Origin of the sequence: Sulfitobacter albidus, assembly GCF_018200035.1 — a bacterium.
GTDB lineage: Bacteria > Pseudomonadota > Alphaproteobacteria > Rhodobacterales > Rhodobacteraceae > Sulfitobacter > Sulfitobacter albidus.
The window spans coordinates 814,419-839,176 of sequence record NZ_CP073581.1; the positions used below are offsets into that span (position 1 = coordinate 814,419).

Sequence of the window (24,758 nt, forward strand, 5' to 3'; positions counted from 1 at the left end):
CTTTTTGGCTCTGGGGTGGCGCGAAGCGCGGTTGCGACCGGGGCCGCGCGCGGTATAGAGGCGCGCGACCCCATCATGTGAGCTGCCATGACATCCGAGACCCGCCTTGCCTTTGCGCACCCGTCCGAGCGTGCCGCCGCCAGTGCGCCCGACACGCCGCTGGACCGTATTTCGGTGCGCGATCACACCGTCGAGGTCGAGATCGGGGCGTTTCAGGCCGAGCGGGGCGTGACCCAGCGCATCTGTTTCAACATCGTCGTCGAGGTGCAGCCGCTGGCGGGGCCGATCGACGATGATGTCGACCGCATCCTGTCCTACGACCGTGTGACCGAGGCCATCGGCGCCGAGCTTGCCATCGAACGGCTGGCCCTGCTGGAAACGCTGGCCGAACGGGTGGCGGAGCGGATCCTGCTGGAGCCGCAGGCAATGCGGGTGTTCGTGCGGATCGAAAAGCTTGATCGCGGTCCCGGCGCGCTGGGGGTCGAGATCGTGCGTGCCCGCGTCGGTGCCCCCCCGCTGAAATCGCGCCCGAAGAGACCCCGCATCCGAGGCTCGTGTTTCTGAGTAACGCGGCCATTGCGTCGGATCATCTGCCCGGCTGGCTGGATCAATTGCACGCACGTGAGCGCCCCTTGATCCTGTGCGTGGGGCCCGCGGACGTGGCTGCCCCGCAGGTGTCGCACCCGATGGCACAGCGCCGCATCGACCTGCTGGCGATTGAACAAAACGCATGGGTGCTGGCGGCCCGCGATGCGCGTTGCGTCGTGGTTGAAACCCGGACCGAGCTAGACTGGGCGATGAAGAACGGCCAGACCTGCGTCTGGGCGCCTTCCAAGATCGTGCTCGACAGTGTGGAGCAACCCTCCGCCCAGCCGCGCGATGCCGTGTCTCTTGCGGCGTGGTTCGCCGCAGGCTTCGAGGCGCGCGAGATGCTGGTGATCGGCGCGGCCCTGCCGGAGGGCGCGTCGGTGCCGCTACGCGCGTTGGCTGTGGATGAGGCAGAGATCTAGCCGATGATCCTGCGCCCAGTCGTCAGCACCGATGTGGCCCGTCCCGAAGGTGCCCGCACGCTGGCGGGCGGCTGGGGGTGGTTTGACCGGGTCGAGCTTCTGCGCCGCGACGCCCCGCCCGAAATTCTGCGGGCACAGAAGGTGGGCGAGTTGGAGGCGCTGACAGCGCCCCGCGCGCTTTTTGGGGAACGCCCGACCGTCATGGGCATCGTGAACGCCACCCCCGACAGCTTTTCCGACGGAGGTCTGCACGCCGCCGCCGAGGATGCGGTGCGCGGCGGGCTGGCGATGGCGGCGGCGGGGGCCGCGATCCTCGACATCGGTGGCGAATCCACGCGGCCCGGTGCGGCCTACGTGCCCGCGGGCGAAGAGATCGAGCGCGTCGTGCCGGTGATCGCGGGTCTGCGCGCGGCTGGATTTGTCGGCACGATATCCATCGACACGCGCAAGGCGGCAGTGGGGGAGGCCGCGCTGGCCGCCGGGGCGGATCTGATCAACGATGTCTCGGGCTTCACCCATGAGCCGGCGCTGGCGGACGTGGCGGCAGCAGCCCGCGTGCCGGTTTGCGTGATGCACGCGCAGGGCTACCCGGCCACGATGCAGCAAAACCCGCGCTACGACGACGTGCTGCACGACGTCTACGACCATCTCGCCGCCCGCATCGCGGCGCTTGAGGCGGCGGGCATCCCGCGCGCCCGCATCATCGCCGATCCCGGGATTGGATTTGGCAAGACCCAGGCGCATAACCTTGCGCTGCTGGCGCGGATCTCGGCGTTTCACGGGCTGGGCGTGCCGATCCTGCTGGGCGCCTCGCGCAAGCGGTTTATCGGCACCATCGGCGCGGCACCCGAAGCGTCCGACCGTGCGCCGGGCTCGATTGCCGTGGCACTTGCGGCGCTGGGGCAGGGGGTGCAAATTTTGCGCGTGCATGACGTGGCGCAGACCGTTCAGGCGATTTCCCTTTGGCGCGCCACTGTGACAGGATACGCAAATGACTAAGCTTTTTGGTACCGACGGCGTGCGGGGCACGGCGAATATCCATCCCATGACCGCCGATATGGCGTTGCGCATCGGCGCCGCCGTCGGCCGCTATTTCCGCCGCGAGAGTGCGTCATCGGTCAAACGCGTGGTGATCGGCAAGGATACGCGCCTGTCGGGATACATGTTCGAGAACGCGCTGACGGCGGGGCTGACCTCGACGGGGATGAATGTGCTCTTGCTGGGGCCTGTGCCGACACCGGCAGTGGGGCTGCTGACCCGATCGATGCGGGCGGATCTAGGGGTGATGATCTCGGCCAGCCACAACCCGGCACAGGACAACGGGATCAAATTCTTCGGCCCCGATGGGTTCAAGCTGTCGGATGCGGTCGAGGCGGAGATCGAGGCGCTGGTCGCGGCGGGCGTGGAGCCGGTGGCCGCCCCCGAGATCGGCCGGGCCAAACGCATCGACGACAGCCGCTTTCGCTACATCGAGCGGGTGAAATCCAGCTTTCCGCGCCAGATGCGGCTCGACGGGTTGAAGGTGGTGATCGATTGCGCCAACGGCGCCGCGCATCACGTGGCGCCGATGGCCCTGTGGGAGTTGGGGGCGACGGTGATCCCGGTGGGGGTCTCGCCCAACGGGCACAACATCAACGACGCCTGCGGCTCGACCCACCCCACCACGGCCGCCGAAACAGTGGTGGCGCATGGTGCGGATGTGGGCATTTGCCTTGATGGCGATGCCGACCGGGTGATCCTGCTCGACGAGACGGGGCGCGTGGGCGACGGCGATCAATTCATGGCGCTGATGGCCGCGCGCTGGAAGGCCGACGCGCGCCTGCGTGGCGATGCGCTGGTGGCCACGGTGATGAGCAACCTGGGGCTTGAGCATTTTCTGGCCGGTCGCGGGGTCGAGCTGGTACGCACCGGTGTCGGCGACCGCTACGTCGTCGAGCGGATGCGTGAGAAGGGCTATAACCTCGGGGGCGAGCAGTCGGGCCATATCGTGATGACCGACTATGCCACCACCGGCGACGGGCTGATGGCCGGCCTGCAATTCCTGGCCGAGATGATCCGCGCCGAACGCTCCGCATCCGAGCTTCTGCACCAGTTCGATCCGGTGCCGCAGCTGCTGGAAAACGTGCGCTTTTCCGCGGGCCAGACGCCGCTGGAGGACACGTCTGTGCAGGCTGCCATCGCGCAGGCGGAGGCCGATCTGGCGCAGGGTGGGCGGCTGTTGATCCGCAAGTCTGGGACCGAGCCGCTGGTACGGGTCATGGCGGAGCATGAGGATGCCGCCCTGATGACCCGCACGGTGCACAGCGTGGTCCGCGCCGTCGAGGACGCCGTGCGCGCGTGACCGCCCAGCGCAGCCCCTGCGGGCCTGCGCGAAATATTTAAGACATGCGCAGCCCCTGCGGGCCAGCACGAAATTTTTCAGGTCGCGCGCGCAGCGACAGGCACGCGCCGGAGGTCAGCCCCGGCGCTTGAAGAGACGGCTGAGGGCGCCGAACTGGCTCAGTCCCACGCCGGTCAGGATCAGCGCCATGGCGAGCAGCAGCGAGGAGGGCAGAGGCTCAGACAAGAGCCATGCGCCCAACAGGACGGACCACAGCGGCACCTGATAATTGACCAGCGACATGAAAACAGGCCCCGCGCTGCGCACCACCAAAACGCGCAGGAAATTCGCCGCCGCCGTGGGGATAAGACCCAGAAACGCCAGCACGCCAAGGGTCTTGGCATCGGGCAGCGGCGGCGGGCCTTCGACCGCCAGCGCGACCGGCAGGCTCACCGCCGCGCCGATCATCAGCAAAACGGAGGCGAGCCCGATCGGATGCACCGCAGGCAGTCGGCGCATCAGGATCGAAGCCACCGCATAGCAGGCTGCGGCCCCCACACAGGCGATGCGTCCCCATCCCTCGCGCGCGGCCCCCGTGCTTTCAAACGCCTGCGCACCGATCAGGATCACGACGCCTACAAACCCGATGGCAAATCCCACCGTCTTGCGCGGTGTCATCCGCTCGCCCGCCACGGTGAAATGCGCCAGCGGCAGCACGATCAGCGCGACGGCAGCCATGGACACGCCGGCAAAGCCCGACGTCACATATTGCTGCCCCCAGGCCAGCAGCGAAAACGGCAGCGCAGAGCTGAGCACGCCGATGGCCAGAACCGTGGCGGTCGTGGCGCGCGCGGGGCGCACCTCGAACAGGCGAAAGCCCAACGCGGCCCAGACCATCCCCATCAGCACGGCGGCAAACCCGATGCGCGCGGCGGCAAGCCAGAAGGGCGTGATCCCCAGCAACGCGACTTCGGTCACCAGAAACGTCCCGCCCCAGACAAAGGCGAGCGTGGCGACCATCAGCCAGCTGGCGAGCGTGATGCGGGGGGCGGTTTCCATCGCGCTGCCATGCCCTCTTTGCCCCGCGCTGGCAAGGTGTGACATCGCGTCCGGGAACGATGCCCGCCCGGTGGCGGTTACCTTTGCAAGATATTGCAACCTGACTGGAGACACATCATGGACTGGACACTACTGACCGCAGCGCTGGTTTTCACCACGCTGATCCTCGCAGTGGGCTTTGCCTACTGGAACAAGAACAAGGTCGAAGAGCGGATGGATGACCCGCACGCGCCCAAATCGACGCTCGCCAAGGACGGTGATCCGCACGGCACCCCTGCGGATGTGAAATAAACCAAAAGGGCCCGAAGCATCGCTCCGGGCCTTTTCCTGTGCCGCGCGAGGCGGGCCTTTTCCTGTGCCGCGCGAGGCGGGCCTTAGTTCTTGGATTTGTCGACCATCTTGCCGTCGGAAATCCATGGCATCATGCCGCGCAGCGTCTCGCCGGTGGCTTCGATCTGGTGCTCGTCGTTTATCCGGCGCGTGCCCTTGAAGAACGGCTGGCCAACGGCGTTTTCCTGCATGAAATCGCGCACGAATTTGCCAGTCTGGATGTCGGTCAGGATCGCCTTCATCCGGGCCTTTGTCTCGTCGTAGGGCAACACGCGCGGGCCGGAGACATATTCACCATATTCAGCGGTGTTCGAAATCGAGTAGTTCATGTTGGCGATGCCGCCCTCATAGATCAGATCGACGATCAGCTTCACCTCATGCAGACATTCGAAATAGGCCATCTCGGGGGCGTAGCCCGCCTCGACCAGCGTCTCAAAACCCATGCGGATGAGTTCGACCAGACCACCGCAAAGCACGGCCTGCTCGCCGAACAGATCGGTTTCGCATTCCTCGCGAAAGTTGGTCTCGATGATGCCGGAACGCCCGCCGCCGATGGCGGAGCAATAGGACAGACCAATTTCCAGCGCCTTGCCGGAAGCGTCGCGATCCACCGCTACCAGACACGGCACGCCGCCGCCTTTGGTGTATTCGCCGCGCACGGTGTGGCCGGGGCCCTTGGGCGCCATCATGATGACGTCGATGCCTTCCTTGGGCTCGATCAGACCAAAGTGTACGTTCAGACCGTGGGCAAAGGCGATTGCCGCACCCTCGCGGATGTTGTCGTGCACGTATTTCTTGTAGGTCTCGGCCTGAAGTTCATCTGGCATGGTGAACATGATCACATCGGCCCAGGCCGCCGCTTCGGCGATTTCCATGACCTGCAGGCCTTCGCCTTCGGCTTTCGCTTTCGAGGGCGAGCCGTCGCGCAGGGCGACGACGAGGTTCTTGGCGCCGCTGTCGCGCAGGTTCAGGGCGTGGGCGTGGCCTTGGGAGCCGTAGCCGAGGATGGCGACCTTCTTGTCCTTGATGAGGTTCACGTCGCAGTCGCGGTCGTAGTATACGCGCATTGTCTTGTCCTTTCGGGGATGGGTTCTGGCCCGAGTTATAGACAAACCGTGGCGAGGGGCCAGCGATCTATCGCCGCTTTATTCAGGAATTCAGGCGTGGTAATGCGTGCAATGTCTGAAGAACGGAAAAATCATGCTTGATGATCTGGACCGCCGCTTATTGCGCTATTGGCAGGCGGAGCCAAGCCTGAGCACGGGGGAGCTGGCAGAGCGGTGCGGGATGACGCAGGGCAAGGCCGCGCGGCGCATCGCGCGTCTGCGCGACAGGGGGATTCTGGGCGAGGTTGAGGCCATCGTCGATTGGGCCGCTCTTGGCTACACGGTCGAGGTTTCGCTGCGCGTGACGCTGGACAAGACGCAAGGCAACGCGTTCGACGCCTTCCTTGCCGCCGCCCGCGAAGTGCCCGAAGTGATCGAGGCGCAGACGTTTCTGGGCCGGGTCGACGCACGTCTGTCGGTGATCGCCCGCGACATGACCCATTATCAAAGTATCTACCGCAGCCGCATCCTGACCCTGCCGCATATCGCCGACATCGAGGCCCTGATGCATGTGGCGCGGATCAAGGACGCGCACGGGTTGCCGATATGATGCCGCTGGACGACACCGACCGCGCCATCGTGCTGGCACTGGTGCGCGATGCCGCGCAAAGCACGGCGGCGCTGGGCAAACGGCTGGGCCTGAGCCAGCCCGCCACATGGCGCCGCATCCGCCGCCTCGAAGAGGCAGGCATGCTCAAAGGTCGCCGCCTGCGGCTCGACGCGGAAAAGCTCGGCTTTGGCGTAACGGTGTTTCTGGGCGTGAAACTGGCGACCAAGGGGCGCGTCAGCCTTGAGGATTTCGAACGTGCCGTCATCGCCATTCCGGAGGTGCAGACGGTCGAGCATGTGCTGGGCCTCTATGACTACCGCCTGCGCGTGGTCGCGCGCGATCTGGCGGATTTTGAGCGTGTCCTGCGCCGCCGCATCATGACGCTGCCCGGCGCAGGGCAGGTCGAGGCGAACGTGCTGCTGAGCGAGGAACGGCTGCCGGGGCCTTTGCGCGGCTGACCGCCGCCTATCGGAAACGCGGATCGGCGCGAAACCGTGCGACGGGCGCTTTGCCTTTGCGCGCCGCCGGGGTACGCTCCCGCCACATCCAAGGGAGAGATCATCATGGCATTGCTTGATACAGTGGACCCGGACGGGCTCGAAGAATTCTCGGTCGTGTTCACCGACCGCTCGCTCAATTCCATGAGCGCGTCGTTTCAGGGGGTGATGCGCGATATCCACGCGATGCTGTGCGAGGTCTACAACGCCGATGCGGTCGCCGTGATCCCGGGGGCGGATCCTACGGGATGGAGGCGGTCGCCCGCCAATTCGCCCGCGACCGCGATGTGGTCGTCGTGCGCAACGGTTGGTTCTCCTACCGCTGGAGCCAGATCATCGAAACCGGCGGGCTGACCGCCAACACCACCGTCATCAAGGCACGCCCGCAGGGCAACGCCGCCCCCAGCCCCTTTGCGCCGCCCCCCATCGAAGAGGTCGAGACCGCCATTGCTGAGGCGCGCCCGGCAGTCGTCTTTGCCCCGCATGTCGAAACCTCCGCCGGGGTGATCCTGCCCGACGACTATATCAAACGCCTCACGGCGGCGGCGCATGATGTGGGCGCGCTGATGGTGCTCGATTGCATCGCTTCGGGCTGTGCCTGGGTGGATATGAAGGCGCTGGGCGTCGACGTGCTGATCTCCGCTCCGCAAAAGGGGTGGAGCGCGCAACCCTGTGCGGGCCTCGTGATGATGTCCGACCGGGCGGTGGCGCAACTGGCGCACACGCAATCCGACAGCTTCGCCATTGATCTGGGCAAATGGCACGCGATCATGCAGGCGTATCTCGACGGCGGTCACGCCTATCACGCGACCATGCCCACGGACGCCCTGCGCGCCTTCCGCGACACGATGGTTGAGACCCAGAAATACGGCTTTGCCCGCCTCAAAGAAGCACAGTGGAGGCTCGGCGACGCCGTGCGCGCGCTCATGGCCGAGCGGGGCGTGACAAGCGTGGCCGCCGAGGGCTACGGCGCGCCGGGGGTAGTGGTCTGCTATACCGACAACCCGGATGTGAAATCGGGCAAGGCATTCATGGCCCACGGCATGCAGATCGCCGCAGGCGTGCCGCTGCAAGTGGGCGAGCCCGAGGGGTTCTCAACCTTCCGGCTGGGGCTTTTTGGGCTGGACAAGCTCTATGACGTGGACGGCACCGTGGCGCGGCTCAGGGCCGTTGTTGAAAAGGTGCTTTGAGAGTGGCGGGATTTGTCTGGTGAGCGGGACGAAGCGTGAATTCGCTACAGTCGCGTCAACGGCTGGTTTCATACTGTAGCTGCGCAGGTTGGTTTGTCGGTTGCTATTGATATGCTTGCTTAACCAGACGAAACCGTTGCTTTCCTTGGTAGCCGTCCAAACGACCGTTGCCTGCATTGCCGCGTGCATCCAAAGTAATATTACCTCCGAACAATCGCTTGCCGTCAGATCCGTATTCAGAGAACTTGAACCCGTTCCGCGTGGCCTCTGTTATTCTCAAGCGGACTTCCTTTTTTCCGTCAGAACCGGTTTGAGTATACTGGCATCGCCCAAGTGTTCGCTTGCAGTCATGGGGACGGAATTTCAGCTCAAAACCGTCTTGCCTGACCCACCGAACCTGATTTCCATCTTTGTCCATGTACGTTGAAAAAACGGGTTTCCCCGATGGAGAAGAACCGCGATAGCTGTCCAAAACGTAAAAACGCCCGACCTTCCCACGAAATACATGGTGGATAAGACCTCCCTGGCTTTGGTTGATACTGGTGTAGTCACCAGGTTTGAGAGTCTCGGGTTTCCAACGAATACTCTCGGCGGAAACCGAGGTCGAAATGAGCGAGATTACAAATCCGAGGGCAATCGGGAATTTCACGGGCGTCTCCAAGTTTTCTATGGGTACTACTACCTGAAAATCTTAGGTGGGTACACAGCGAAGGCGGATATTGGATTGCCGTTTGGTCCTCCGGACTTCGGCCTCATTCCCGCCATCCGCTGCGACGCCGCAATCCCCATCTCAGCTCACCGCGTCCAAAATCCGCGCCCATGACCGGATGCCTTTGTGAAAGCTCTGCATATCGTATTTCTCGTTCGGGGAATGGATCTGGTCGTCGTCCTTGCCAAAGCCGATCAGCATCGGCGGCGTGTCGAGGATATTGGCGAAATGCCCCGCGATCGGGATCGACCCGCCGCAGCCGATATAGGCGGCGGGGATTTGCCATTCCTCGCTCAGCGCCTTGAGCGCTGCGGCAAAGGCCGGATCATCCGTTGCGGCCCCCGACGCGCGCGAGGCGCCATGCGCTGACCAGACGGCCTCGCAATCGGGCGGCAGCATTTCCTCGACCATCGCGCGAAAGCTTTGCCGGATGGCGTGCGGATCCTGATCGCCCACCAGCCGGAACGAAATCTTGGCCGATGCCTCCGCCGGGATCACCGTCTTGAACCCGTCGCCCTGATAGCCGCCACCGATGCCGTTGACCTCGCAGGTCGGGCGCGACCAGATCATCTCGAGCGGGGTGCGGTCCTGCTCTCCTGCCGGATGGCTCAGCCCGACCTCGTTCAGAAATCCTGCGTGGTCGAAGTTCAGCCCCTGCCACTGCGCCTCCAGATCGTCGGGCAGATCGGGCACGCCGTCGTAGAACCCCGGCACGGTGATGCGGCCCGTATCGTCGTGCAGCGACGCGATGATGCGGCTCAGCACGCGGATGGGATTGATCGAAATCCCGCCGAACATGCCGGAATGCAGATCCTTGCTGGCCGCCTTGATCGTCAGCTCTTCGCCCAGCAGGCCGCGCAGCATGGTGGTGATCGCGGGGGTGCGGCTTTGGAACATCACCGTGTCGCAGATCATCGCAAAATCGGCGCGCAGCTCGTCCGCGTTTTCCTCCATGAAGGGCACCAGCGAGGGGGAGCCTGATTCTTCCTCGCCTTCCAGAAAAACTGTGATGCGACAGGGAAATTCACCGTTTACGGATTTCCACGCGCGCAAGGCTTCGACAAAGGTCATCAGCTGGCCCTTATCGTCCGCGGCCCCACGCCCGCGGATCACCTCGCCCGTGGGTGTGCTCTCGACCGTGGCGTCAAACGGGTCGCGGTCCCACAGGTGCAGCGGGTCAACGGGCTGCACATCGTAGTGGCCGTAGAACAATAGATGCGGCGCCCCGTCCGCAGGCCCCGCGTGCCCCACCACCATCGGATGACCCGGTGTCGGGCGCTTTTGCACATCAAATCCAATGCTTTGCAGATCCGCCACCATCCAGTCGGCGGCGCGGTCGCAGTCTGCCTTGAACGCCGGATCGGTCGAAATCGACTGGATCCGCATCAGCTCCAGCAGTCGTTCGGTGGCCTCCGGCAGGGCGGCGTCGATATGGGTGAGGGTGGCATCGAGGGACATGGGATCAGGCTCCGTCATCGGGTCAACTTTGGCGTGAGCGTAGCGATGCGCGGGGCAGTGTCCAGTGGCGCAGGTTTCCCATTGGAAACAAGGGCTGCGACACTCTGCGCCCGTTTGCGTATTGAAGCCTCAGCCCCCGATCTATATTCGTTCTAAACAATCAGCGGGACGGGCCCGCGCGCCCACGGAGACGCCTATGACCTACTCGGACCAGATCGATCAGGCCCTGCAACGCTTGCACGACGAAGGCCGCTACCGCACCTTTATCGATATCGAGCGGCGCAATGGCCAGTTTCCGCACGCCGTCTGGACCCGTCCGGATGGATCCGAGCAGGATATCACGGTCTGGTGCGGGAATGACTATCTGGGCATGGGCCAGCACCCCGTCGTGCTGCAGGCGATGCACGAGGCGCTTGAGGCGACGGGCGCGGGCTCGGGCGGGACGCGCAACATCTCGGGCACGACCGTCTATCACAAGCGTCTTGAGGCCGAGCTTTCGGATCTGCACGGGAAGGAAGCGGCGCTGCTGTTTACGTCCGCCTACATCGCGAATGACGCGACCCTCTCGACCCTGCCAAAGCTGTTTCCGGGGCTCATCATCTATTCGGATGAATTGAACCACGCGAGCATGATCGAAGGCGTGCGCCGCAACGGCGGGGCCAAGCGGATCTTTCGCCACAACGACGTCGACCACCTGCGCGAATTGCTCGCAGCAGACGACGCCGACGCGCCCAAGCTGATTGCGTTTGAGTCCATCTACTCGATGGATGGTGATTTTGGTCCGATCGAGGCGATCTGCGATCTGGCCGATGAATTCGGCGCGCTGACCTATATCGACGAGGTGCACGCGGTAGGCATGTATGGCCCGCGCGGGGCAGGGGTGGCCGAACGCGACCGCCTGATGCACCGGCTCGACATCATCAACGGCACGCTGGCCAAGGCCTACGGCGTGATGGGTGGCTACATCGCCGCTTCTGCCAAGATGTGCGATGCGATCCGCTCCTACGCGCCGGGCTTCATCTTTACCACTTCGCTGCCGCCCGCCGTGGCCGCCGGTGCCGCCGCCTCTGTTGCCTATCTTAAGCGCGCGCCAGAGCTGCGCGCGAGACACCAGGAACAAGCCGCCAAGCTGAAGCTGCGGCTCAAGGGGCTTGGCCTGCCGATCATCGATCACGGCAGCCACATCGTGCCCGTCATGGTCGGCAATCCGGTCCATACAAAGATGCTGTCGGACATGCTGCTCGAAGATCACGGCATCTACGTGCAGCCCATCAACTTCCCCACCGTGCCGCGCGGCACGGAGCGGCTGCGGTTTACCCCCTCTCCCGTGCACGGTAAGGGTGAAATCGATGCATTGGTGCACGCCATGGACGGTCTGTGGTCGCATTGTGCGCTAAATCGTGCCGAAGAGGCGGGATAGACCCTCTATATATCGTAAATGCCGTTGAACTATGTTATGCATCGGTCAACAAAGACCTTGAGCGAATCGTGGGGACGCGTCGCTAGCGAGGCGAACGGGCACTAAAGGTATTTGCGATGATTGGGCGTTGGGCGTCGAAAAACGCGGAAGATGATGCGGTTGAGCCACAGGGGTTCGACGCATTCGAGCTGCGTTTGGGCGATCTGATGCGGGGGGAGCGGGCGACGCTCGGTAAATCCCTGCTGGACGTGCAGCGCGAGCTGCGGATCAAAGCGTCCTACATCGCCGCCATCGAAAATGCCGATCCAGATGCCTTTGATACGCCCGGTTTCATTGCTGGCTACGTGCGCTCCTACGCCCGTTATCTGGGAATGGACCCTGACAAGGCATTCGACGCCTTCTGCACCGAAAGCGGGTTCAGCGTGGCGCATGGCATGTCCGCCGAAGCCTCCGTGGTGCGCAAGCCCACCCGCGAAGAGCGTCTGACCCGCCAACCTGAAAGCGATATCTTCTCGCGGCCGGCGATGCCCTTTGCGCCGACCGGCGACAGCATGTTCGCGCGCATTGAGCCGGGGGCGATTGTGTCCATGGCCGTTCTTGTCGCCTTGATCGGCGCCATTGGTTTTGGCGGCTGGACCGTCCTGAAGGAAGTGCAGCGCGTGCAGGTCGCCCCGGTCGATCAGACGCCAATCGTGCTTTCCGATCTGGATCCGTTGCAGGCCGCAGCCCCCTCCGCGCCCACGTTGGGCGCGGAAGTGAACGCGCCAGCCGCTATCGATGATACCCCACGGGTCGAAGCGCTGGATCGGCTCTACCGCCCGGCAGCGCTTGATGTGCCGGTGCTCACGGCCCGTGACGCGCCCATTGCGACGCTCGATCCGCGGGCCGGTGGGGTGTTCAACGGCCCTGCCTTTGCCACGCCCGCTGTCCCCGATGCCCCGACGCAGCTGGCCGATGCTACTCCTGACACCGACGGCGCCGTGACGGAGGCGTTGGCGGGTGAGACGCGTTTCGGCGCGCTGTTGCCGCAGGTCGTCGAAGGCCCCGTGCCGGAAGTGCGAGTCGTCGCCACCGGCGAGACTTGGGTGCGCATCACCTCCGTCGATGGCTCCAACATCTTTGAGAAAGTCATGCAGAAGGGCGATACCTTCAGCGTGCCCGCCACCGAAGAACCCCCCATGCTGCGCACAGGCCAAAGCGGCGCGGTGTATTTCGTGATGAACGGCGAATTCTACGGGCCCGTCGGGGGGCGCGGTGCCGTGACCTCCAACGTGCCGCTGCAACAGCAGGCCCTAGCCGAGCTTTACACGCCGGCCAACCCCGCTGACGACAGCGCGCTGGAAACCCTCGTGGCCGAACTGCGCACGCAGGCAAACGAGGCGGACGCACAGGCCGAGTAGCCCCAAGCTTTGCGTTGCACAGCCGTTGCTGGGTGACTAGGTAGGGGGGAACCGACTGTCCAGCGAGGTTGACATGACCCTCAATCACATCCGCCCGTGGCGCAACATCTACCGGCGCAAGTCGCGGCAGATCATGGTTGGCAATGTCCCCGTGGGGGGCGATGCACCCATCACCGTGCAAACCATGACCAACACGCTCACCTCTGACGCCAAGGCCACGATCGCGCAAATTCAGGCCGCCGCCGATGTAGGCGCGGATATTGTGCGCGTCTCGGTCCCCGATGTGGAAAGCTCTGCGGCGCTGAAACAGATCGTCGCCGAAAGCCCGGTGCCGCTCGTCGCTGACATCCATTTCCACTACAAACGCGGGATAGAGGCTGCTGAGGCCGGCGCCGCCTGCCTGCGCATCAACCCTGGCAACATCGGGGATGAGAAGCGGGTCAAGGAAGTCATCAAGGCCGCGCGCGATAACAACTGCTCGATCCGCATCGGCGTGAACGCGGGCAGTCTGGAAAAGCACCTGCTGGAAAAATACGGGGAGCCGTGCCCCGACGCGATGGTGGAATCCGGCCTGGATCATATCAAGATCCTGCAAGACAACGATTTTCACGAGTTCAAGATCAGCTGCAAGGCGTCCGATGTCTTCATGGCCGCCGCCGCCTACCAGCAGCTTGCCGACGCCACGGATGCGCCGATCCACCTCGGCATCACCGAGGCCGGCGGGCTGACCTCCGGCACGATCAAATCGGCCATCGGTCTGGGCAATCTTTTGTGGATGGGCATCGGCGATACGATCCGCGTCTCGCTCTCCGCCGATCCGGTCGAAGAGGTCAAGGTCGGCTACGAGATCCTGAAGTCCCTCGGCCTGCGCCACCGGGGCGTGAACATCATCTCATGCCCCTCCTGCGCGCGGCAGGGGTTCGACGTGATCAAGACGGTCGAAAAACTCGAACAGCGGCTGGAGCATATCAAGACGCCGATGAGCCTGTCGATCATCGGCTGTGTGGTCAACGGCCCCGGTGAGGCGCTGATGACCGACGTGGGCTTTACCGGCGGGGGGCAGGCTCGGGCATGGTCTATCTCGCGGGCAAGCAGAGCCATAAGCTGAACAACGACGAGATGGTCGACCATATCGTCGAGCAGGTCGAAAAACGTGCGGCTGAACTGGAGGCCGACGCCGCCGACTAACGCGCGCCCAGCCCCATCTGCATCAGCATCCGGCGCACCGGGGCGGCGGCGTAAAGCGCCCGCAGCCCAATCGCCCGCGCGTCGCGCAAGAGCGGCGCCCTCACCTGGCTTGCCCGGTTGAGCATATCGATTCCGCGCACCCGCAGCTGTATGTCGCCAAATCGCGCGCGGTCGTAAGCATCCAGCATCTCTTGATCGCCCAAGCCTTCGCGTCGCGCCTCTGCCAGATCCAGCAGCGTCGCAATATCGGCGAGCGACATGTTGAGCCCCTGCGCGCCGATGGGCGGCATCGCATGCGCGGCCTCCGCAATCAGGGCCAGCCGCTCGCCGGTCAACCGCTCCGCGTGCTGCGTGCTGATGGGCCAGCTTTGGCGACGGCTCACCAGCGTGAGCGGGCCAAATACCTCGCAGCACCGAGTGGAGGCTTCGGCCTCGAATTCCGCCACATCCATCCGCTCGCGCGCCTGCGTCGCTGCCGCATCATCCATCCACACCACCGCCGAGCATGGTTGGCCATCGCGGTCGGGCAGGGGCACCAGCGTGAACGGCCCGCCGGTGCGGTGCACCTCGGTCGAAATATTGCCGTGCGGCAGGGGATGGGTGACCGCAAACACCAGCGCACGCTGGCCGTAGGTCTGCGTGCGCACGCCGATCCCCGCCGCCTGCCGCATGGGCGATCCGCGTCCGTCCGCGGCGATCACCAGATGCGTGCGCACCCGTGTGCCGTCGCTCAGCCCCACGCGCGCCTCCGCTGTGCGGGTAAACAGCGTCGTGGTGCCGACGCCGGGACGGAAATCGACAGTCGGCAGATCCGCCAGCCGGGCAAGCATCTCCCGGCGCAAAAGCCAGTTGGGAAAGTTCCAGCCAAACGGCGCGTCCGAGATATCGGCGGCATCGAATTCCTTGACCACCCGCGGCTCTGGCACCTCGCCCCCGGCGTCGATGATCCGCATCACTTGCAAGGGGGCCGCGTGGGGCGCCAGCGTCTCCCATAGCCCTGCGCGCTCCAGCAAATCGCGGGCGGGCTGCAACATCGCGGTGGACCGCAGATCGGCACCGTCGCTGTCACCGTCCGTGACCGGCGGTGTGGGATCGACGCAGATCACGTGAAACCCCGCACTGCCAAAGGCCGCCGCCGCCGTCAGCCCGGCAATCCCGCCGCCCGAAATCAGAATATCGCAAGTCTCGCTCATCCCGTGTGCTCCGCTATCTCGCCCAGAAACGTAGATAGGTCCGGCGCGTGGAAATGCACATGCGGCGCGTCCGCGCGTTCGGGCGCGATATGCACCGTGCGCAGGCCCATCGCATCGGGCACGATCAGGTTGCGCGGATCATCCTCGAACATGGCGGCACGGCTGCGGTCAAACCCGTCGCGGCCAAACACCCTCTCGAACGCGGCGGCGTCGGGCTTGGGGTGGAAATCGGCGTGCTCAACCCCGTAGACCGCATCGAACAGCCCCGTCAGCCCGCGCGCCGCGAGCACCCGTTCAGCGTAGGGGGCGCAGCCGTTGGTATAGACGATCCGCCGCCCGCGCAGCGCACCGATCCGCGCGGCCAGCACCGGATCGGGCACAAGGCTCGCCATCGAGATGTCGTGCACATCCTCAAGGTAGGGGGCCGGATCCACGTCATGCTCGCGCATCAGCCCGGCCAGCGTGGTGCCATGGGTCTGCCAATAGTGCAGGCGCAGGCGGTCGGCTTCGGTCGCATCAACGCCCAGCGTACGCATCACCCAATCGCGCATCCGCACCTCGATCAGATCGAACAATCGCGCCGACGGCGGATAAAGCGTGTGATCAAGGTCGAACACCCAGGTCGTCACATCGGAAAAAGCACCATGATCCATGGCCCCGGTGGTAGGCGCGCCAACGCAGGCGCGCAAGGGGTCTTTCCAGCGCGGGGCGCGGGCGGCTATGCTGACCCCAGCACATGCAGAAAGCCCGTCCATGAACAAGACGACCACTGGCGCCCGCTCCGGCAATACGGATGCCTATTCCATGATCCTCGACGCGATCGACACGGGCATCTACACCCCCGGCGACCGGCTGGTGGAAAGCGAGCTGGCCGAGCGGTTTGGCGTCTCGCGCACGCCCATCCGCGAGGCGCTGCAACGGCTCGAGACGCAATCGCTGCTCACCCGTGACGGGCGCAGCCTGATCGTCGCCTCACTGGATCACAACCAGATGGCCGAGCTGTATGTCGTGCGCGGAGAGCTTGAGGGCCTCGCCGCCCGTCTTGCCGCGCGCAACGCCACCGAAGAGGAAATCCGCCTGCTGCGCGACATGCTCGAGGCCGACAACGCGCTGCTGGAGCATCCGGCCGCACTCGCCCGTGCCAACCGGCGGTTTCACAAGCAGATCCATCTTGCCTCGCACAACCGCTTTCTGGTGCGGCAACTCGATCTCGTTCACCGCTCCATGGCATTGATGGCAACCACGTCGCTGGCGGTCGTGGGGCGCGGCGCGATTGCGCAGGCAGAGCACGACCAGATCGTCACCGCGATCGAGGCGCGCGACGGTGACGCCGCCGATGCCGCCCTGCGCGCGCATATCTCTGTCGCCTTCACGACCCGGTTAAGGCAAGAGGCTGAGCGTCGCGAGGCGGAGAGCTGAGCGCGCGCGCGTTCTCTTCCTGCGACACGCCATGCTGGGTTTTATCCCAATAGAACGGCTCCGAAACGAGTTCCTTGAGCGCCTTGTACGCCGACAGGGCCCCCATCGGAAAATAGAATGGCAGGGTAAAGACCCAGCCCGTCAGATGCCGGTGCCCCACGCCGCGTACGGCCAGCACCGAGGTCGACAGATTGATGACCTCCGCGATCAGGAAGCTTATCGCCATGCCCGTCGCGATCCCGCTGCCCAACGTCTCGCTTACCGGATGGGATATGCCGATCAGCATGATCCAGAACGACCACAGCAGCGGCGCCGCGGCGAATTGCGCAAACGTGGCCAGCAAGATCGCCTGCACCCCCATGAAGCGCAAAAATCCAAGATCGCGCATCAGTGCTGCGGGATCACGCATGTGTACGCACCACGTAATCAGATAGCCCTTGAGCCAGCGGGACCGTTGTTTGACCCAGGGCCAGGCCTTGCAATTGGCCTCCTCAAAGGTGGTGGTGGCGATCAATTCGGTGACATAGCCCGCCCGGGCGAGGCGGATCCCCAGATCCGCGTCCTCGGTCACGTTATGGGCGTCCCAGCCGCACAGCTTTTCCAGCACGCTGCGGCGGAAAAACAGGGTTGTGCCCCCCAACGGGATCACCAGACCCAGCCGCGCCACCCCCGGCAGGATCATCCGCCACCAGGTCGCGTATTCAATGGTGAAACAGCGCGACAGCCAATTGGTGCGGGCATTGTAATAATCCAGAACCCCCTGAAGACAGGCGACATTCTGCGGTGCGCTATGAAAACGGGTGACGATCTTTTCGATCTGGTCGCTCTCGGGGGCGTCCTCTGCATCCCAGACGCCGATGATCGAGCCACGGCAGAAATCCAGCGCATAGTTCAGCGCGCGCGGTTTTGTCGTCAGACCTGAGGCGCCGGGCACTTCGATCACGCTCATCCATGGCGGCATCGCGGTGCGCGCGATGGTCTCGCGGGTGACATGATCGTCGGCTTCCAGCACCAATACGACTTCTAGCAGGGATTTCGGGTAGGTCAGCCGCGACAGACGCTCGATCAGCTTGCCCGCGATTTCCTTTTCGCGCAGCAGCGGGACCAGGACCGAGACAAGCGGCAGCGGAAACGCCTCCGGTTCTGCACGGGCAGGCGGCGGTGTCGCCGGGAAAAACAACTGTGCCACGGTCGCCGCAAGCTTGAGCGCCGTGGTCATCATCAATGTGACAAAGGCAAAGACCATCAGCACGGTGATCGTCCACAGCGGCGCGAGGATTACTGAGGCGGCACCCGCCGCCAGCAGCCCGATGGCAGCGATACGGCGGTTCGGATTGGTCACATCCCAACCGCGACAGCTGAGCGCCGCCGGCACCCGACGCGCCGCCTTCTGCGCCAGCTCCGCCCCGTACAGACGGCTGATCGCCGCCCGGATGTCGCGCTCATGGGCCAGCACCGGCTCGATCCGCCGGCCCTGCGGTCCCAGGCAGGCGCGCAAGGCGTCAAAGGTTTCGGGATGCGCGGTGCAGACCAGCAAGATGTCACCCGACACGGCGTAGGGCACGACCATGTGGCGCAGGCACAAGGACGCGGGCAGACGGTGGCGCAAGGCGGGGGCGGGCGGGCTGCCCACCAGATCGACCATGCGCACGCGATGCTGAATCGACAACATCCGCATCAGATCATGGCGGCGCACCAATCCTTCCGTCACGAGAATTTCACCCAGAGGGCTGTCCACATGCCGTTGCAGATCCAGCGCATGCACCAGATCCGCCTGCGTAATTTTTCCCGCATTCACCAGGATACGCCCCAGCGGAAGGCGTTCCGGCGGGAGCGTGAGCCGTGGAAAACGCAGGTTGAGATCATTCATCCCATCCTACCAAACCAGCGTCACAACGGATCACTGGTGGCAGAGAAGGATTAACGATCCGTTAATATCGTTTTTTTTCAGTGGGTTGAGTTGAAGTGGTTAACTTCAACCCTGGCGGTAGCTGCGGTGCGGCGTCAGCGCGCCGCCATGGCGGCGGCAAAGCGCTCAAAAAGGTAATAGCTGTCCTGCGGACCGGGTGACGCCTCCGGGTGATGTTGCACCGAATAGACCGGGCGGCCGGTCATGCGGATCCCGCAGTTCGACCCGTCAAAAAGCGAACGATGCGTCTCGACGACGCCATCCGGCAGGGATTGCCCATCGACGGCAAAGCCATGATTCATCGAGGTAATCTCGACCTTGCCGGTCTCCAGATCCTTGACGGGGTGGTTGGCGCCGTGGTGGCCGTGGCTCATCTTGACCGTCTCACCGCCCAGGGCGAGGGCCAGCATCTGGTGGCCCAGACAGATGCCGAACACCGGCAGCTCGGTCTTATCCAGAACGTCGCGGATCATCGGCACGGCGTATTCCCCGGTGGCCGCCGGATCGCCGGGACCGTTGGACAAGAACACCCCATCGGGGCTGTGCGCCATCACGTCCTCATAGGTGGCAGAGGCCGGCAGCACCGTGACTTCGCAGCCCGCCGAGGCAAGGCAGCGCAGAATGTTGCGTTTCGCGCCGTAGTCGATGGCGACAACGCGGTGCTTGGGGTCGGTCTGTGGCGCGAATCCGTCGGGCCAGGCCCACCGCATCTCGTTCCAGCGGTAGGATTGCGCGCAGGTGACATCCTTGGCCAGATCCATGCCCTCCAGCCCGGCAAAGGCGCGGGCGGCGGCCACAAGCGCCTCGATGTCGAATTTCCCGTTGGGGTCATGGGCGAGGGCGGCGTGCGGCGCGCCCTGCTGGCGGATCGCGCGGGTCAGTCGCCGCGTGTCGATCCCGCCGATGGCGATGCGCCCGCGCGCGGCGAGCCAATCCGACAGATGCTGCACCGCCCGCCAGTTGCTGGGCTCGGTCGGCATCCATTTCACGACCATGCCGGCCGCCACCGGATCGCCGGTTTCATCGTCCTGCGGGTTGGTGCCCACATTGCCGACATGCGGAAAGGTAAAGGTCACGATCTGCCCCGCGTAGGAGGGATCTGTCATGATCTCCTGATAGCCGGTCATGGCCGTGTTGAAACACAGCTCGGCGACGGTCTGACCGGTGGCTCCGAACCCCTCCCCGTAAAAGACGGATCCATCGGCGAGAACGAGGCAGGCGGTGGGCGTGGGGGCGGTCATCTGGTGTATCTCCTCAGGGGCAGTGGCACCGTGCGCGGGCAGCGCGTGCCCCGGCAAACGCCCGCAAACTATAGCGGCACCGGGGGAGGGTCAAGGTGCGCAAAAAATGAAATAGTGTTTTATATCAATGGGATGTTGCCGCTATGGTGGATTGCATGCTGCGCCTGCATTAGGTAGTGTCAGCATTCGAGTTCTACCGGACACGGGAAGGCCCCCCAAATGAATCTGCGCACGCGCATCACGACCGCCCTCAAGCAGGCGATGAAAGACAAGGACAAGACAAAGCTGTCGACGCTGCGTCTGATCAATGCCGCGATCAAGGACAAGGATATCGCCGCGCGTGTCGACGACAATGACGCCGGCGTGGGCGATGCCGAAGTGCTCGCCATCCTTGGCAAGATGTCCAAGCAACGTATGGAATCGGCCCGCGCCTACGAGGAGGGCGGGCGTCTGGATCTCGCGGAGGCGGAGCGGTCGGAGATCGCGGTCATCGAGGAATTCCTGCCCAAACAGTTGAGCGAGGACGAGGCGCGCGCCGCCGTCGATGCCGCCGTGTCGGAGACCGGCGCAAGCTCGATCCGCGACATGGGCACGGTGATGGGTGTGCTGAAAGCCAAATACACAGGTCAGATGGATTTTGGCCGTGTCGGACCGATGGTAAAGGATCGGTTGTCGTCCTGAGGGCGGGCCGACCTTACCGGACCAATGCGCGGGTCAGATCGTCGTAGAGGGCGATGCGCTCTTCCTCGCTCAGAAACGCGCCGATTTCCACCTCACGACCCTTGCCGCGCAGGGTGACGTAATGCGGCACCGGCCCCTCGTCTTCGTATTTTGTGACCTGCGTCCAGTACCGCTCGCAATCCCATTCCTGCACGTCGCCCTTGGGATTGGTGCGCCGCAGCTGCGCGGTGGTATCCGACAGGGTCAGCTCCTCTTCGATGAGGCGGGATTTGTGATTGCGTTGCAACGCAAAATACATCCCCCACACCGCCGCCAGCGTGAACGGCAGCATCCCCCACAGGATCGGGGAGCCCAGCAGGGGGATCACCGGGATGCAGATCAGCGTGAAGGTGCTGAGCACGAATGCCGCCATGCCCCGCGCCGGCAGGGATTGGTGCGGCCACAGGCGCAGGGTCTGCGGGGTGCTGTGCGGGGCGGATGTCCATTGATACGGCATGACAGTGTTTTAGCGTGCTCTGAGGGCGGTGCAATGCGACACCATGCTCACCCGGCGGAGGGACGCAGGATCAGCCAGCCACAGCGGGCGAGCATGCCCAGAACCAACGCAAGACTGGCAAGCTCTGCCACTCTCGGCGCGCCCGTTGGCGCCCCGCTGCCGGACAAGGCTGCGGCCATGGTTAGCGCAAGCGCCTGCGCCAAGGCGGTGTCGATCGAAAACCGCGCCTCGGGCCGCAATTGCTCGACCGCCCAGTAAAGCGGCGCGAGCAGGGTCAAGCCGATCATTGCATAGCCCAGCGGAGAGATCGTCACGACGAAATAGGTCGCATCACGCGTTGCCCGAAGATCCCCGGGCAGCGCGGAGAACGCCGCTGCGGCCAGCACGGCGGTGACCGCGCAGAGCGACAGCAGCAGCAGCGTCAGATGCCCCGCTGGCCCAAATCCCCTCAAATGGGCGACACCCTGCGGGGCCAGCAAACAGATCAGCATCGCGAACATTGGTCGGTCTCCTTTCGACCGGCAAATAGCGTAAGGCGCGGCGAGGGGCACCCCCCCTGACTTGGCCGCCCTGCTTGACCCGGCGCGAAACGACCGCATCTCCCGTGGGGCATCACCCCACAGGAGCCGCCATGACCGCCCCGAAATCCAGATTCAATCCCCGCCCGACAAAGCCACCGCAGACGCGCTGCACCAGCGTCTGCGCGAGGCGGGGCAGACGGCCACGCAGGAGGAGTTGGTCGAATTCCTGCTCTCTATCCACAACGATGCAGGCGCGCTGATTGCCGGGTGCAAGGGGGAGCTGTGCTTTGGCGCGGCGCATATCTCAGAGCTGTGGGTCGACGCCGCGCTGCGCGGGCAGGGCACGGGGCGGCGTCTGCTGATGCAGGCCGAGGATCACGCCTGCAGCGAGGGCTGCACCCGCATCCACATCGAGACGCGCGCGGAAGGGGCGCGCAGGCTCTATGAGGCCTGCGGCTACCGCGTGTTCGGCCAGCTGCCCCGCTACAAGGGGGAAGATACGTTGTACTACCTCGAGAAATCTCTGACATGATGCGGCTGTGCCCCGGGCAGGGCTGTGACGCTTTTTGTGCAGCGCCCTGACCGCGTCACGCAAACGCGACCGCACGCGAAACTCCGAAGGCGCGGGGCACGCGCGGGCTCAGCGCAGCTCGCCCCGGTGCACCACATGCAGCGCTACACAAAAAAGCGCGATACTCAGCACGAGCGCGCCGCCCTCGAATACCGGCAGACCCGATAGCGCCCCGCGCGGGATCATCGCCGCCGCCAGCGCCAGCGCGAATCCCTGCGCCAGCACGGTCGCCAGCCGGTAGTCGTAGGTCGGGAACATCTGTTGCAGCGCCAGAAACAGGGGCACCAGCATCGCCAGCGCGCCGATGGCGAGCCAGAGCAGCGTCAGCGCTCCATCCCCCCGTCGGGGCGGTTGCGCGTCGGTCCCCACGACCCAGACAACGCTGACCACCGTGACCCCCGCCAGCAGCACGGCCAGATGCCCGCCCACGCGCCAGCCGCGCCGCACGGCTATCGCCTGTGGCCCCAACAGGGCCGCAAGGGTGAAAAGGGTCATCATCGGTCGTGCCTTTCCTCAACGCAAAAGGGCCCCGACCGCCGTCGGAGCCCTCTTATCTCTCAGCAGCGCCCGCTTAGTGGCTTGGCTGCTTGTCCCAGTCTTCCCGCTTTGGAAGCTGCTCGAACGTGTGCTCGGGCGGCGGGGAGGGCAGGGTCCATTCCAGCGTATCCGCGTATTCGTTCCACGGGTTCGCCTCGGTGACGCGGCGGCCGTACATCAGCGTGTAGGCCATCACTCCGAAGAAGAACAGGAACGAAGCGAAGGACAGGAACGCGCCCAGCGACGACCAGTAATTCCAGTACGCGAACGCGTCAGGATAGTCGATGTAGCGGCGTGGCATGCCCTGACGGCCCAGGAAGTGTTGTGGGAAGAACGTCAGGTTCGCACCGATGAACATCGCCCAGAAGTGCAGCTTGCCTGCCCATTCGGGATACATCCGGCCGGTCATCTTGGGCAGGTAGAAATAGATACCCGCAAAGATGGTGAACACGGCGCCAAGGGACATCACGTAGTGGAAGTGCGCCACGACGTAGTACGTGTCGTGATAGTAGCGGTCCACGGCGGCCTGGCTCAGCACGATACCGGTCACACCACCCACGGTGAACAGGAACAGGAAGCCGAACGCCCAGAGCATCGGTGTCTTCAGCTCGATCGAGCCGCCCCACATGGTCGCGATCCAGCTAAAGATCTTGACCCCCGTGGGCACCGCGATGACCATCGTCGCCAGCATGAAGTACGCCTGTTGGTTCAGGCTCATGCCGACGGTGTACATGTGGTGCGCCCACACGACAAAGCCCAGCACACCGATCGCGATGATCGCCCAGACCATTGGCAGATAGCCAAAGATCGGCTTGCGCGAGAAGGTCGCGATGACGTGGCTGATGATGCCGAAACCGGGCAGGATGATGATGTAGACCTCAGGGTGACCAAAAAACCACAGGATGTGCTGGTACAGCACCGGGTCGCCCCCGCCTGCGGGATCAAAGAACGCAAAGCCAAAGTTGCGGTCCATCAGCAGCATTGTGATCGCACCGGCCAGAACGGGCAGGGCGAGCAGAATCAGCCACGCGGTGACAAAGATCGACCAGCTGAACAGCGGCACCTTGAACAGGGTCATGCCGGGAGCACGCATGTTCAGGAAGGTGGTGATCATGTTGATCGCGCCCAGGATCGACGAGGCACCCGAGACGTGCACCGCAAAGATCGCGAGGTCCATCGACATGCCGCCCTCTTTCACCGACAGCGGCGGGTACAGAACCCAGCCCACGCCGGAGCCGAGCTGACCGTTGCCGCCCGGTGCCAGCACCGAACAGACCGCCAGCGACGAGCCCGCCACATAGAGCCAGAACGACAGGTTGTTCAGACGCGGAAACGCCATGTCCGGCGCGCCGATCTGCAAGGGCATGAAGTAGTTGCCGAAACCGCCGAACAGGGCGGGGATCACGACAAAGAACATCATCAGGATGCCGTGACCGGTGATCAGCACGTTCCAAAGGTGTCCGTTGGGGGTGCAGGTCTCTGCCGCATTGGCGAACATCCGCGCGCCTTCGGCACACATGTACTGAACGCCGGGGTCCATCAGCTCCAACCGCATGTAGACGGTGAAGGCGACGGCGATAAACCCGACAAAGGCGGAGACGATCAGGTACAGGATACCGATGTCTTTGTGGTTGGTGGACATGAACCAGCGCGTGAAAAAGCCACGCTCGTCTTCATGGTCGTGCCCGTGAATGGCTGCGTCTGCCATGCGGTGCCTCCTAAGCTATTGATTTGGGCCCGTGCGCCTGTTGGCGAAACGCACGGACGGAACTCCCGGCCCTTCTAAAACCATAGACCGCGCCGCGCAATGGGCGCGATGGTCGCAGGGACACATAAATTCCGCATCAGGGCCCGTGGATTTGCCGCAATCCATTGTGCGGCATTTGAGACGAATGCGCGACGCTGCACAGGCGGGATTTTCATCCGTCATTAACGCGCGGCGGGGCATTTCTG

The 24,758-nt window shown here is 64.3% G+C and carries 22 protein-coding genes and 3 pseudogenes; 13 read left to right on the forward strand and 12 right to left on the reverse strand.

What is annotated here, in order from left to right:
• The first annotated feature begins 87 nt into the window (after window positions 1–87).
• The 3 genes and pseudogenes from KDD17_RS03930 (at window position 88) to glmM (ending at window position 3,351) form a co-directional block, all read left to right on the forward strand.
• Window positions 88–1,010: pseudogene (locus KDD17_RS03930) on the forward strand (dihydroneopterin aldolase).
• Between the two features lie 3 nt (window positions 1,011–1,013).
• Entirely contained in the window at window positions 1,014–2,009 is a 996-nt protein-coding gene (gene folP, locus KDD17_RS03935) for a dihydropteroate synthase (protein WP_212705377.1), read from the forward strand.
• Complete coding sequence (gene glmM / locus KDD17_RS03940; protein ID WP_212705378.1) at window positions 2,002–3,351, forward strand: phosphoglucosamine mutase; 1,350 nt, start codon at window positions 2,002–2,004, stop codon at window positions 3,349–3,351. The genes folP and glmM overlap by 8 nt, the downstream gene beginning before the upstream one ends.
• A gap of 114 nt (window positions 3,352–3,465) precedes the next feature.
• On the opposite strand, the gene KDD17_RS03945 is transcribed toward glmM, so the two are convergent.
• Window positions 3,466–4,389: a DMT family transporter gene (locus tag KDD17_RS03945; protein WP_212705379.1), complete on the reverse strand. Its 924-nt coding sequence runs from the start codon at window positions 4,387–4,389 to the stop codon at window positions 3,466–3,468.
• A gap of 117 nt (window positions 4,390–4,506) precedes the next feature.
• On the opposite strand from KDD17_RS03945, the gene KDD17_RS03950 reads away from it, so the two are divergent.
• Window positions 4,507–4,680, forward strand: a complete 174-nt coding sequence (locus tag KDD17_RS03950) for a hypothetical protein (protein WP_212705380.1) — start codon at window positions 4,507–4,509, stop codon at window positions 4,678–4,680.
• Between the two features lie 83 nt (window positions 4,681–4,763).
• Here the strand turns inward: KDD17_RS03950 and ilvC are convergent, their stop codons facing one another.
• Window positions 4,764–5,786 carry a ketol-acid reductoisomerase gene (gene ilvC, locus KDD17_RS03955; protein WP_212705381.1) on the reverse strand — a complete coding sequence of 341 codons (1,023 nt, stop codon included), beginning with the start codon at window positions 5,784–5,786 and terminating at the stop codon, window positions 4,764–4,766.
• A gap of 133 nt (window positions 5,787–5,919) precedes the next feature.
• Between ilvC and KDD17_RS03960 the strand changes: the two genes are divergently transcribed.
• The 3 genes and pseudogenes from KDD17_RS03960 to KDD17_RS03970 all read left to right on the forward strand — a co-directional run bounded on the left by KDD17_RS03960 (window position 5,920) and on the right by KDD17_RS03970 (window position 8,062).
• Window positions 5,920–6,375 carry an Lrp/AsnC family transcriptional regulator gene (locus KDD17_RS03960; protein WP_212705382.1) on the forward strand — a complete coding sequence of 152 codons (456 nt, stop codon included), beginning with the start codon at window positions 5,920–5,922 and terminating at the stop codon, window positions 6,373–6,375.
• Entirely contained in the window at window positions 6,372–6,833 is a 462-nt protein-coding gene (locus KDD17_RS03965; protein ID WP_212705383.1) for an Lrp/AsnC family transcriptional regulator, read from the forward strand. Before KDD17_RS03960 ends, KDD17_RS03965 begins: the two co-directional genes overlap by 4 nt.
• A gap of 105 nt (window positions 6,834–6,938) precedes the next feature.
• Window positions 6,939–8,062 (forward strand): annotated as a pseudogene (locus tag KDD17_RS03970) (aminotransferase class V-fold PLP-dependent enzyme).
• A gap of 103 nt (window positions 8,063–8,165) precedes the next feature.
• Here KDD17_RS03970 and KDD17_RS03975 read toward each other — a convergent pair.
• A complete protein-coding gene (locus tag KDD17_RS03975; RefSeq protein WP_212705384.1) occupies window positions 8,166–8,711 on the reverse strand; it encodes a hypothetical protein in 546 nt (181 codons plus the stop codon).
• A 141-nt stretch (window positions 8,712–8,852) separates the two neighbouring features.
• Entirely contained in the window at window positions 8,853–10,229 is a 1,377-nt protein-coding gene (locus KDD17_RS03980) for a M20/M25/M40 family metallo-hydrolase (RefSeq protein WP_212705385.1), read from the reverse strand.
• Window positions 10,230–10,425: 196 nt separating this feature from the next.
• Here KDD17_RS03980 and hemA point away from each other — a divergent pair, with 196 nt between their 5' ends.
• The 3 genes and pseudogenes from hemA to ispG all read left to right on the forward strand — a co-directional run bounded on the left by hemA (window position 10,426) and on the right by ispG (window position 14,237).
• On the forward strand, window positions 10,426–11,649 hold the full coding sequence (gene hemA, locus KDD17_RS03985; protein ID WP_212705386.1) for a 5-aminolevulinate synthase: 1,224 nt from the start codon (window positions 10,426–10,428) through the stop codon (window positions 11,647–11,649).
• 116 nt (window positions 11,650–11,765) lie between these two features.
• Window positions 11,766–13,049 carry a helix-turn-helix domain-containing protein gene (locus KDD17_RS03990; RefSeq protein ID WP_212705387.1) on the forward strand — a complete coding sequence of 428 codons (1,284 nt, stop codon included), beginning with the start codon at window positions 11,766–11,768 and terminating at the stop codon, window positions 13,047–13,049.
• A 73-nt stretch (window positions 13,050–13,122) separates the two neighbouring features.
• Window positions 13,123–14,237: pseudogene (ispG, locus tag KDD17_RS03995) on the forward strand (flavodoxin-dependent (E)-4-hydroxy-3-methylbut-2-enyl-diphosphate synthase).
• Here ispG and KDD17_RS04000 read toward each other — a convergent pair.
• Window positions 14,234–15,430, reverse strand: coding sequence for a UbiH/UbiF family hydroxylase (locus KDD17_RS04000; RefSeq protein ID WP_212705388.1), 1,197 nt, complete (start codon window positions 15,428–15,430; stop codon window positions 14,234–14,236). The pseudogene ispG and the gene KDD17_RS04000 overlap by 4 nt on opposite strands.
• Window positions 15,427–16,083, reverse strand: a complete 657-nt coding sequence (locus KDD17_RS04005) for a pyrimidine 5'-nucleotidase (protein ID WP_212705389.1) — start codon at window positions 16,081–16,083, stop codon at window positions 15,427–15,429. The genes KDD17_RS04000 and KDD17_RS04005 overlap by 4 nt, the downstream gene beginning before the upstream one ends.
• Before the next feature lie 100 nt (window positions 16,084–16,183).
• Between KDD17_RS04005 and KDD17_RS04010 the strand changes: the two genes are divergently transcribed.
• Window positions 16,184–16,849: a GntR family transcriptional regulator gene (locus KDD17_RS04010; RefSeq protein WP_212705390.1), complete on the forward strand. Its 666-nt coding sequence runs from the start codon at window positions 16,184–16,186 to the stop codon at window positions 16,847–16,849.
• On the opposite strand, the gene KDD17_RS04015 is transcribed toward KDD17_RS04010, so the two are convergent.
• Together KDD17_RS04015 and carA are read right to left on the reverse strand one after the other, a co-directional pair.
• A complete protein-coding gene (locus tag KDD17_RS04015) occupies window positions 16,800–18,719 on the reverse strand; it encodes a glycosyltransferase (protein ID WP_212705391.1) in 1,920 nt (639 codons plus the stop codon). The two genes, KDD17_RS04010 and KDD17_RS04015, sit on opposite strands and share 50 nt — an antisense overlap.
• Before the next feature lie 134 nt (window positions 18,720–18,853).
• On the reverse strand, window positions 18,854–19,999 hold the full coding sequence (gene carA, locus KDD17_RS04020; protein ID WP_212705392.1) for a glutamine-hydrolyzing carbamoyl-phosphate synthase small subunit: 1,146 nt from the start codon (window positions 19,997–19,999) through the stop codon (window positions 18,854–18,856).
• A 219-nt stretch (window positions 20,000–20,218) separates the two neighbouring features.
• On the opposite strand from carA, the gene KDD17_RS04025 reads away from it, so the two are divergent.
• Window positions 20,219–20,680, forward strand: coding sequence for a GatB/YqeY domain-containing protein (locus KDD17_RS04025; protein WP_212705393.1), 462 nt, complete (start codon window positions 20,219–20,221; stop codon window positions 20,678–20,680).
• Between the two features lie 13 nt (window positions 20,681–20,693).
• On the opposite strand, the gene KDD17_RS04030 is transcribed toward KDD17_RS04025, so the two are convergent.
• Both KDD17_RS04030 and KDD17_RS04035 read right to left on the reverse strand, forming a co-directional pair.
• Window positions 20,694–21,176, reverse strand: coding sequence for a DUF2244 domain-containing protein (locus KDD17_RS04030; RefSeq protein WP_212705394.1), 483 nt, complete (start codon window positions 21,174–21,176; stop codon window positions 20,694–20,696).
• Between the two features lie 47 nt (window positions 21,177–21,223).
• Window positions 21,224–21,676 (reverse strand): hypothetical protein, encoded by a 453-nt coding sequence (locus tag KDD17_RS04035; RefSeq protein ID WP_212705395.1) that lies wholly within the window; start codon window positions 21,674–21,676, stop codon window positions 21,224–21,226.
• Between the two features lie 61 nt (window positions 21,677–21,737).
• On the opposite strand from KDD17_RS04035, the gene KDD17_RS04040 reads away from it, so the two are divergent.
• A complete protein-coding gene (locus tag KDD17_RS04040; protein WP_212705396.1) occupies window positions 21,738–22,229 on the forward strand; it encodes a GNAT family N-acetyltransferase in 492 nt (163 codons plus the stop codon).
• Window positions 22,230–22,337: 108 nt separating this feature from the next.
• Here the strand turns inward: KDD17_RS04040 and KDD17_RS04045 are convergent, their stop codons facing one another.
• Complete coding sequence (locus KDD17_RS04045; RefSeq protein ID WP_212705397.1) at window positions 22,338–22,766, reverse strand: hypothetical protein; 429 nt, start codon at window positions 22,764–22,766, stop codon at window positions 22,338–22,340.
• Between the two features lie 73 nt (window positions 22,767–22,839).
• Window positions 22,840–24,513 (reverse strand): cytochrome c oxidase subunit I, encoded by a 1,674-nt coding sequence (gene ctaD, locus KDD17_RS04050; RefSeq protein ID WP_212705398.1) that lies wholly within the window; start codon window positions 24,511–24,513, stop codon window positions 22,840–22,842.
• Window positions 24,514–24,758 lie beyond the last annotated feature (245 nt).

Coding starts and splice junctions, on each gene's coding strand:
- glmM (WP_212705378.1), top strand. CDS start 2,002: ATGACTAAGCTTTTTGGTACCGACGGCGTGCGGGGCACGGCGAATATC.
- KDD17_RS04010 (WP_212705390.1), top strand. CDS start 16,184: ATGAACAAGACGACCACTGGCGCCCGCTCCGGCAATACGGATGCCTAT.
- KDD17_RS03950 (WP_212705380.1), top strand. CDS start 4,507: ATGGACTGGACACTACTGACCGCAGCGCTGGTTTTCACCACGCTGATC.
- KDD17_RS03965 (WP_212705383.1), top strand. CDS start 6,372: ATGATGCCGCTGGACGACACCGACCGCGCCATCGTGCTGGCACTGGTG.
- carA (WP_212705392.1), bottom strand. CDS start 19,999: ATGACCGCCCCCACGCCCACCGCCTGCCTCGTTCTCGCCGATGGATCC.
- KDD17_RS04035 (WP_212705395.1), bottom strand. CDS start 21,676: ATGTTCGCGATGCTGATCTGTTTGCTGGCCCCGCAGGGTGTCGCCCAT.
- KDD17_RS03945 (WP_212705379.1), bottom strand. CDS start 4,389: ATGGAAACCGCCCCCCGCATCACGCTCGCCAGCTGGCTGATGGTCGCC.
- KDD17_RS03990 (WP_212705387.1), top strand. CDS start 11,766: ATGATTGGGCGTTGGGCGTCGAAAAACGCGGAAGATGATGCGGTTGAG.
- ilvC (WP_212705381.1), bottom strand. CDS start 5,786: ATGCGCGTATACTACGACCGCGACTGCGACGTGAACCTCATCAAGGAC.
- KDD17_RS03980 (WP_212705385.1), bottom strand. CDS start 10,229: ATGTCCCTCGATGCCACCCTCACCCATATCGACGCCGCCCTGCCGGAG.
- KDD17_RS04015 (WP_212705391.1), bottom strand. CDS start 18,719: ATGAATGATCTCAACCTGCGTTTTCCACGGCTCACGCTCCCGCCGGAA.
- KDD17_RS04005 (WP_212705389.1), bottom strand. CDS start 16,083: ATGGATCATGGTGCTTTTTCCGATGTGACGACCTGGGTGTTCGACCTT.
- KDD17_RS04045 (WP_212705397.1), bottom strand. CDS start 22,766: ATGATGACCCTTTTCACCCTTGCGGCCCTGTTGGGGCCACAGGCGATA.
- KDD17_RS04030 (WP_212705394.1), bottom strand. CDS start 21,176: ATGCCGTATCAATGGACATCCGCCCCGCACAGCACCCCGCAGACCCTG.
- KDD17_RS03960 (WP_212705382.1), top strand. CDS start 5,920: ATGCTTGATGATCTGGACCGCCGCTTATTGCGCTATTGGCAGGCGGAG.
- KDD17_RS04025 (WP_212705393.1), top strand. CDS start 20,219: ATGAATCTGCGCACGCGCATCACGACCGCCCTCAAGCAGGCGATGAAA.
- folP (WP_212705377.1), top strand. CDS start 1,014: ATGATCCTGCGCCCAGTCGTCAGCACCGATGTGGCCCGTCCCGAAGGT.
- KDD17_RS04000 (WP_212705388.1), bottom strand. CDS start 15,430: ATGAGCGAGACTTGCGATATTCTGATTTCGGGCGGCGGGATTGCCGGG.
- hemA (WP_212705386.1), top strand. CDS start 10,426: ATGACCTACTCGGACCAGATCGATCAGGCCCTGCAACGCTTGCACGAC.
- ctaD (WP_212705398.1), bottom strand. CDS start 24,513: ATGGCAGACGCAGCCATTCACGGGCACGACCATGAAGACGAGCGTGGC.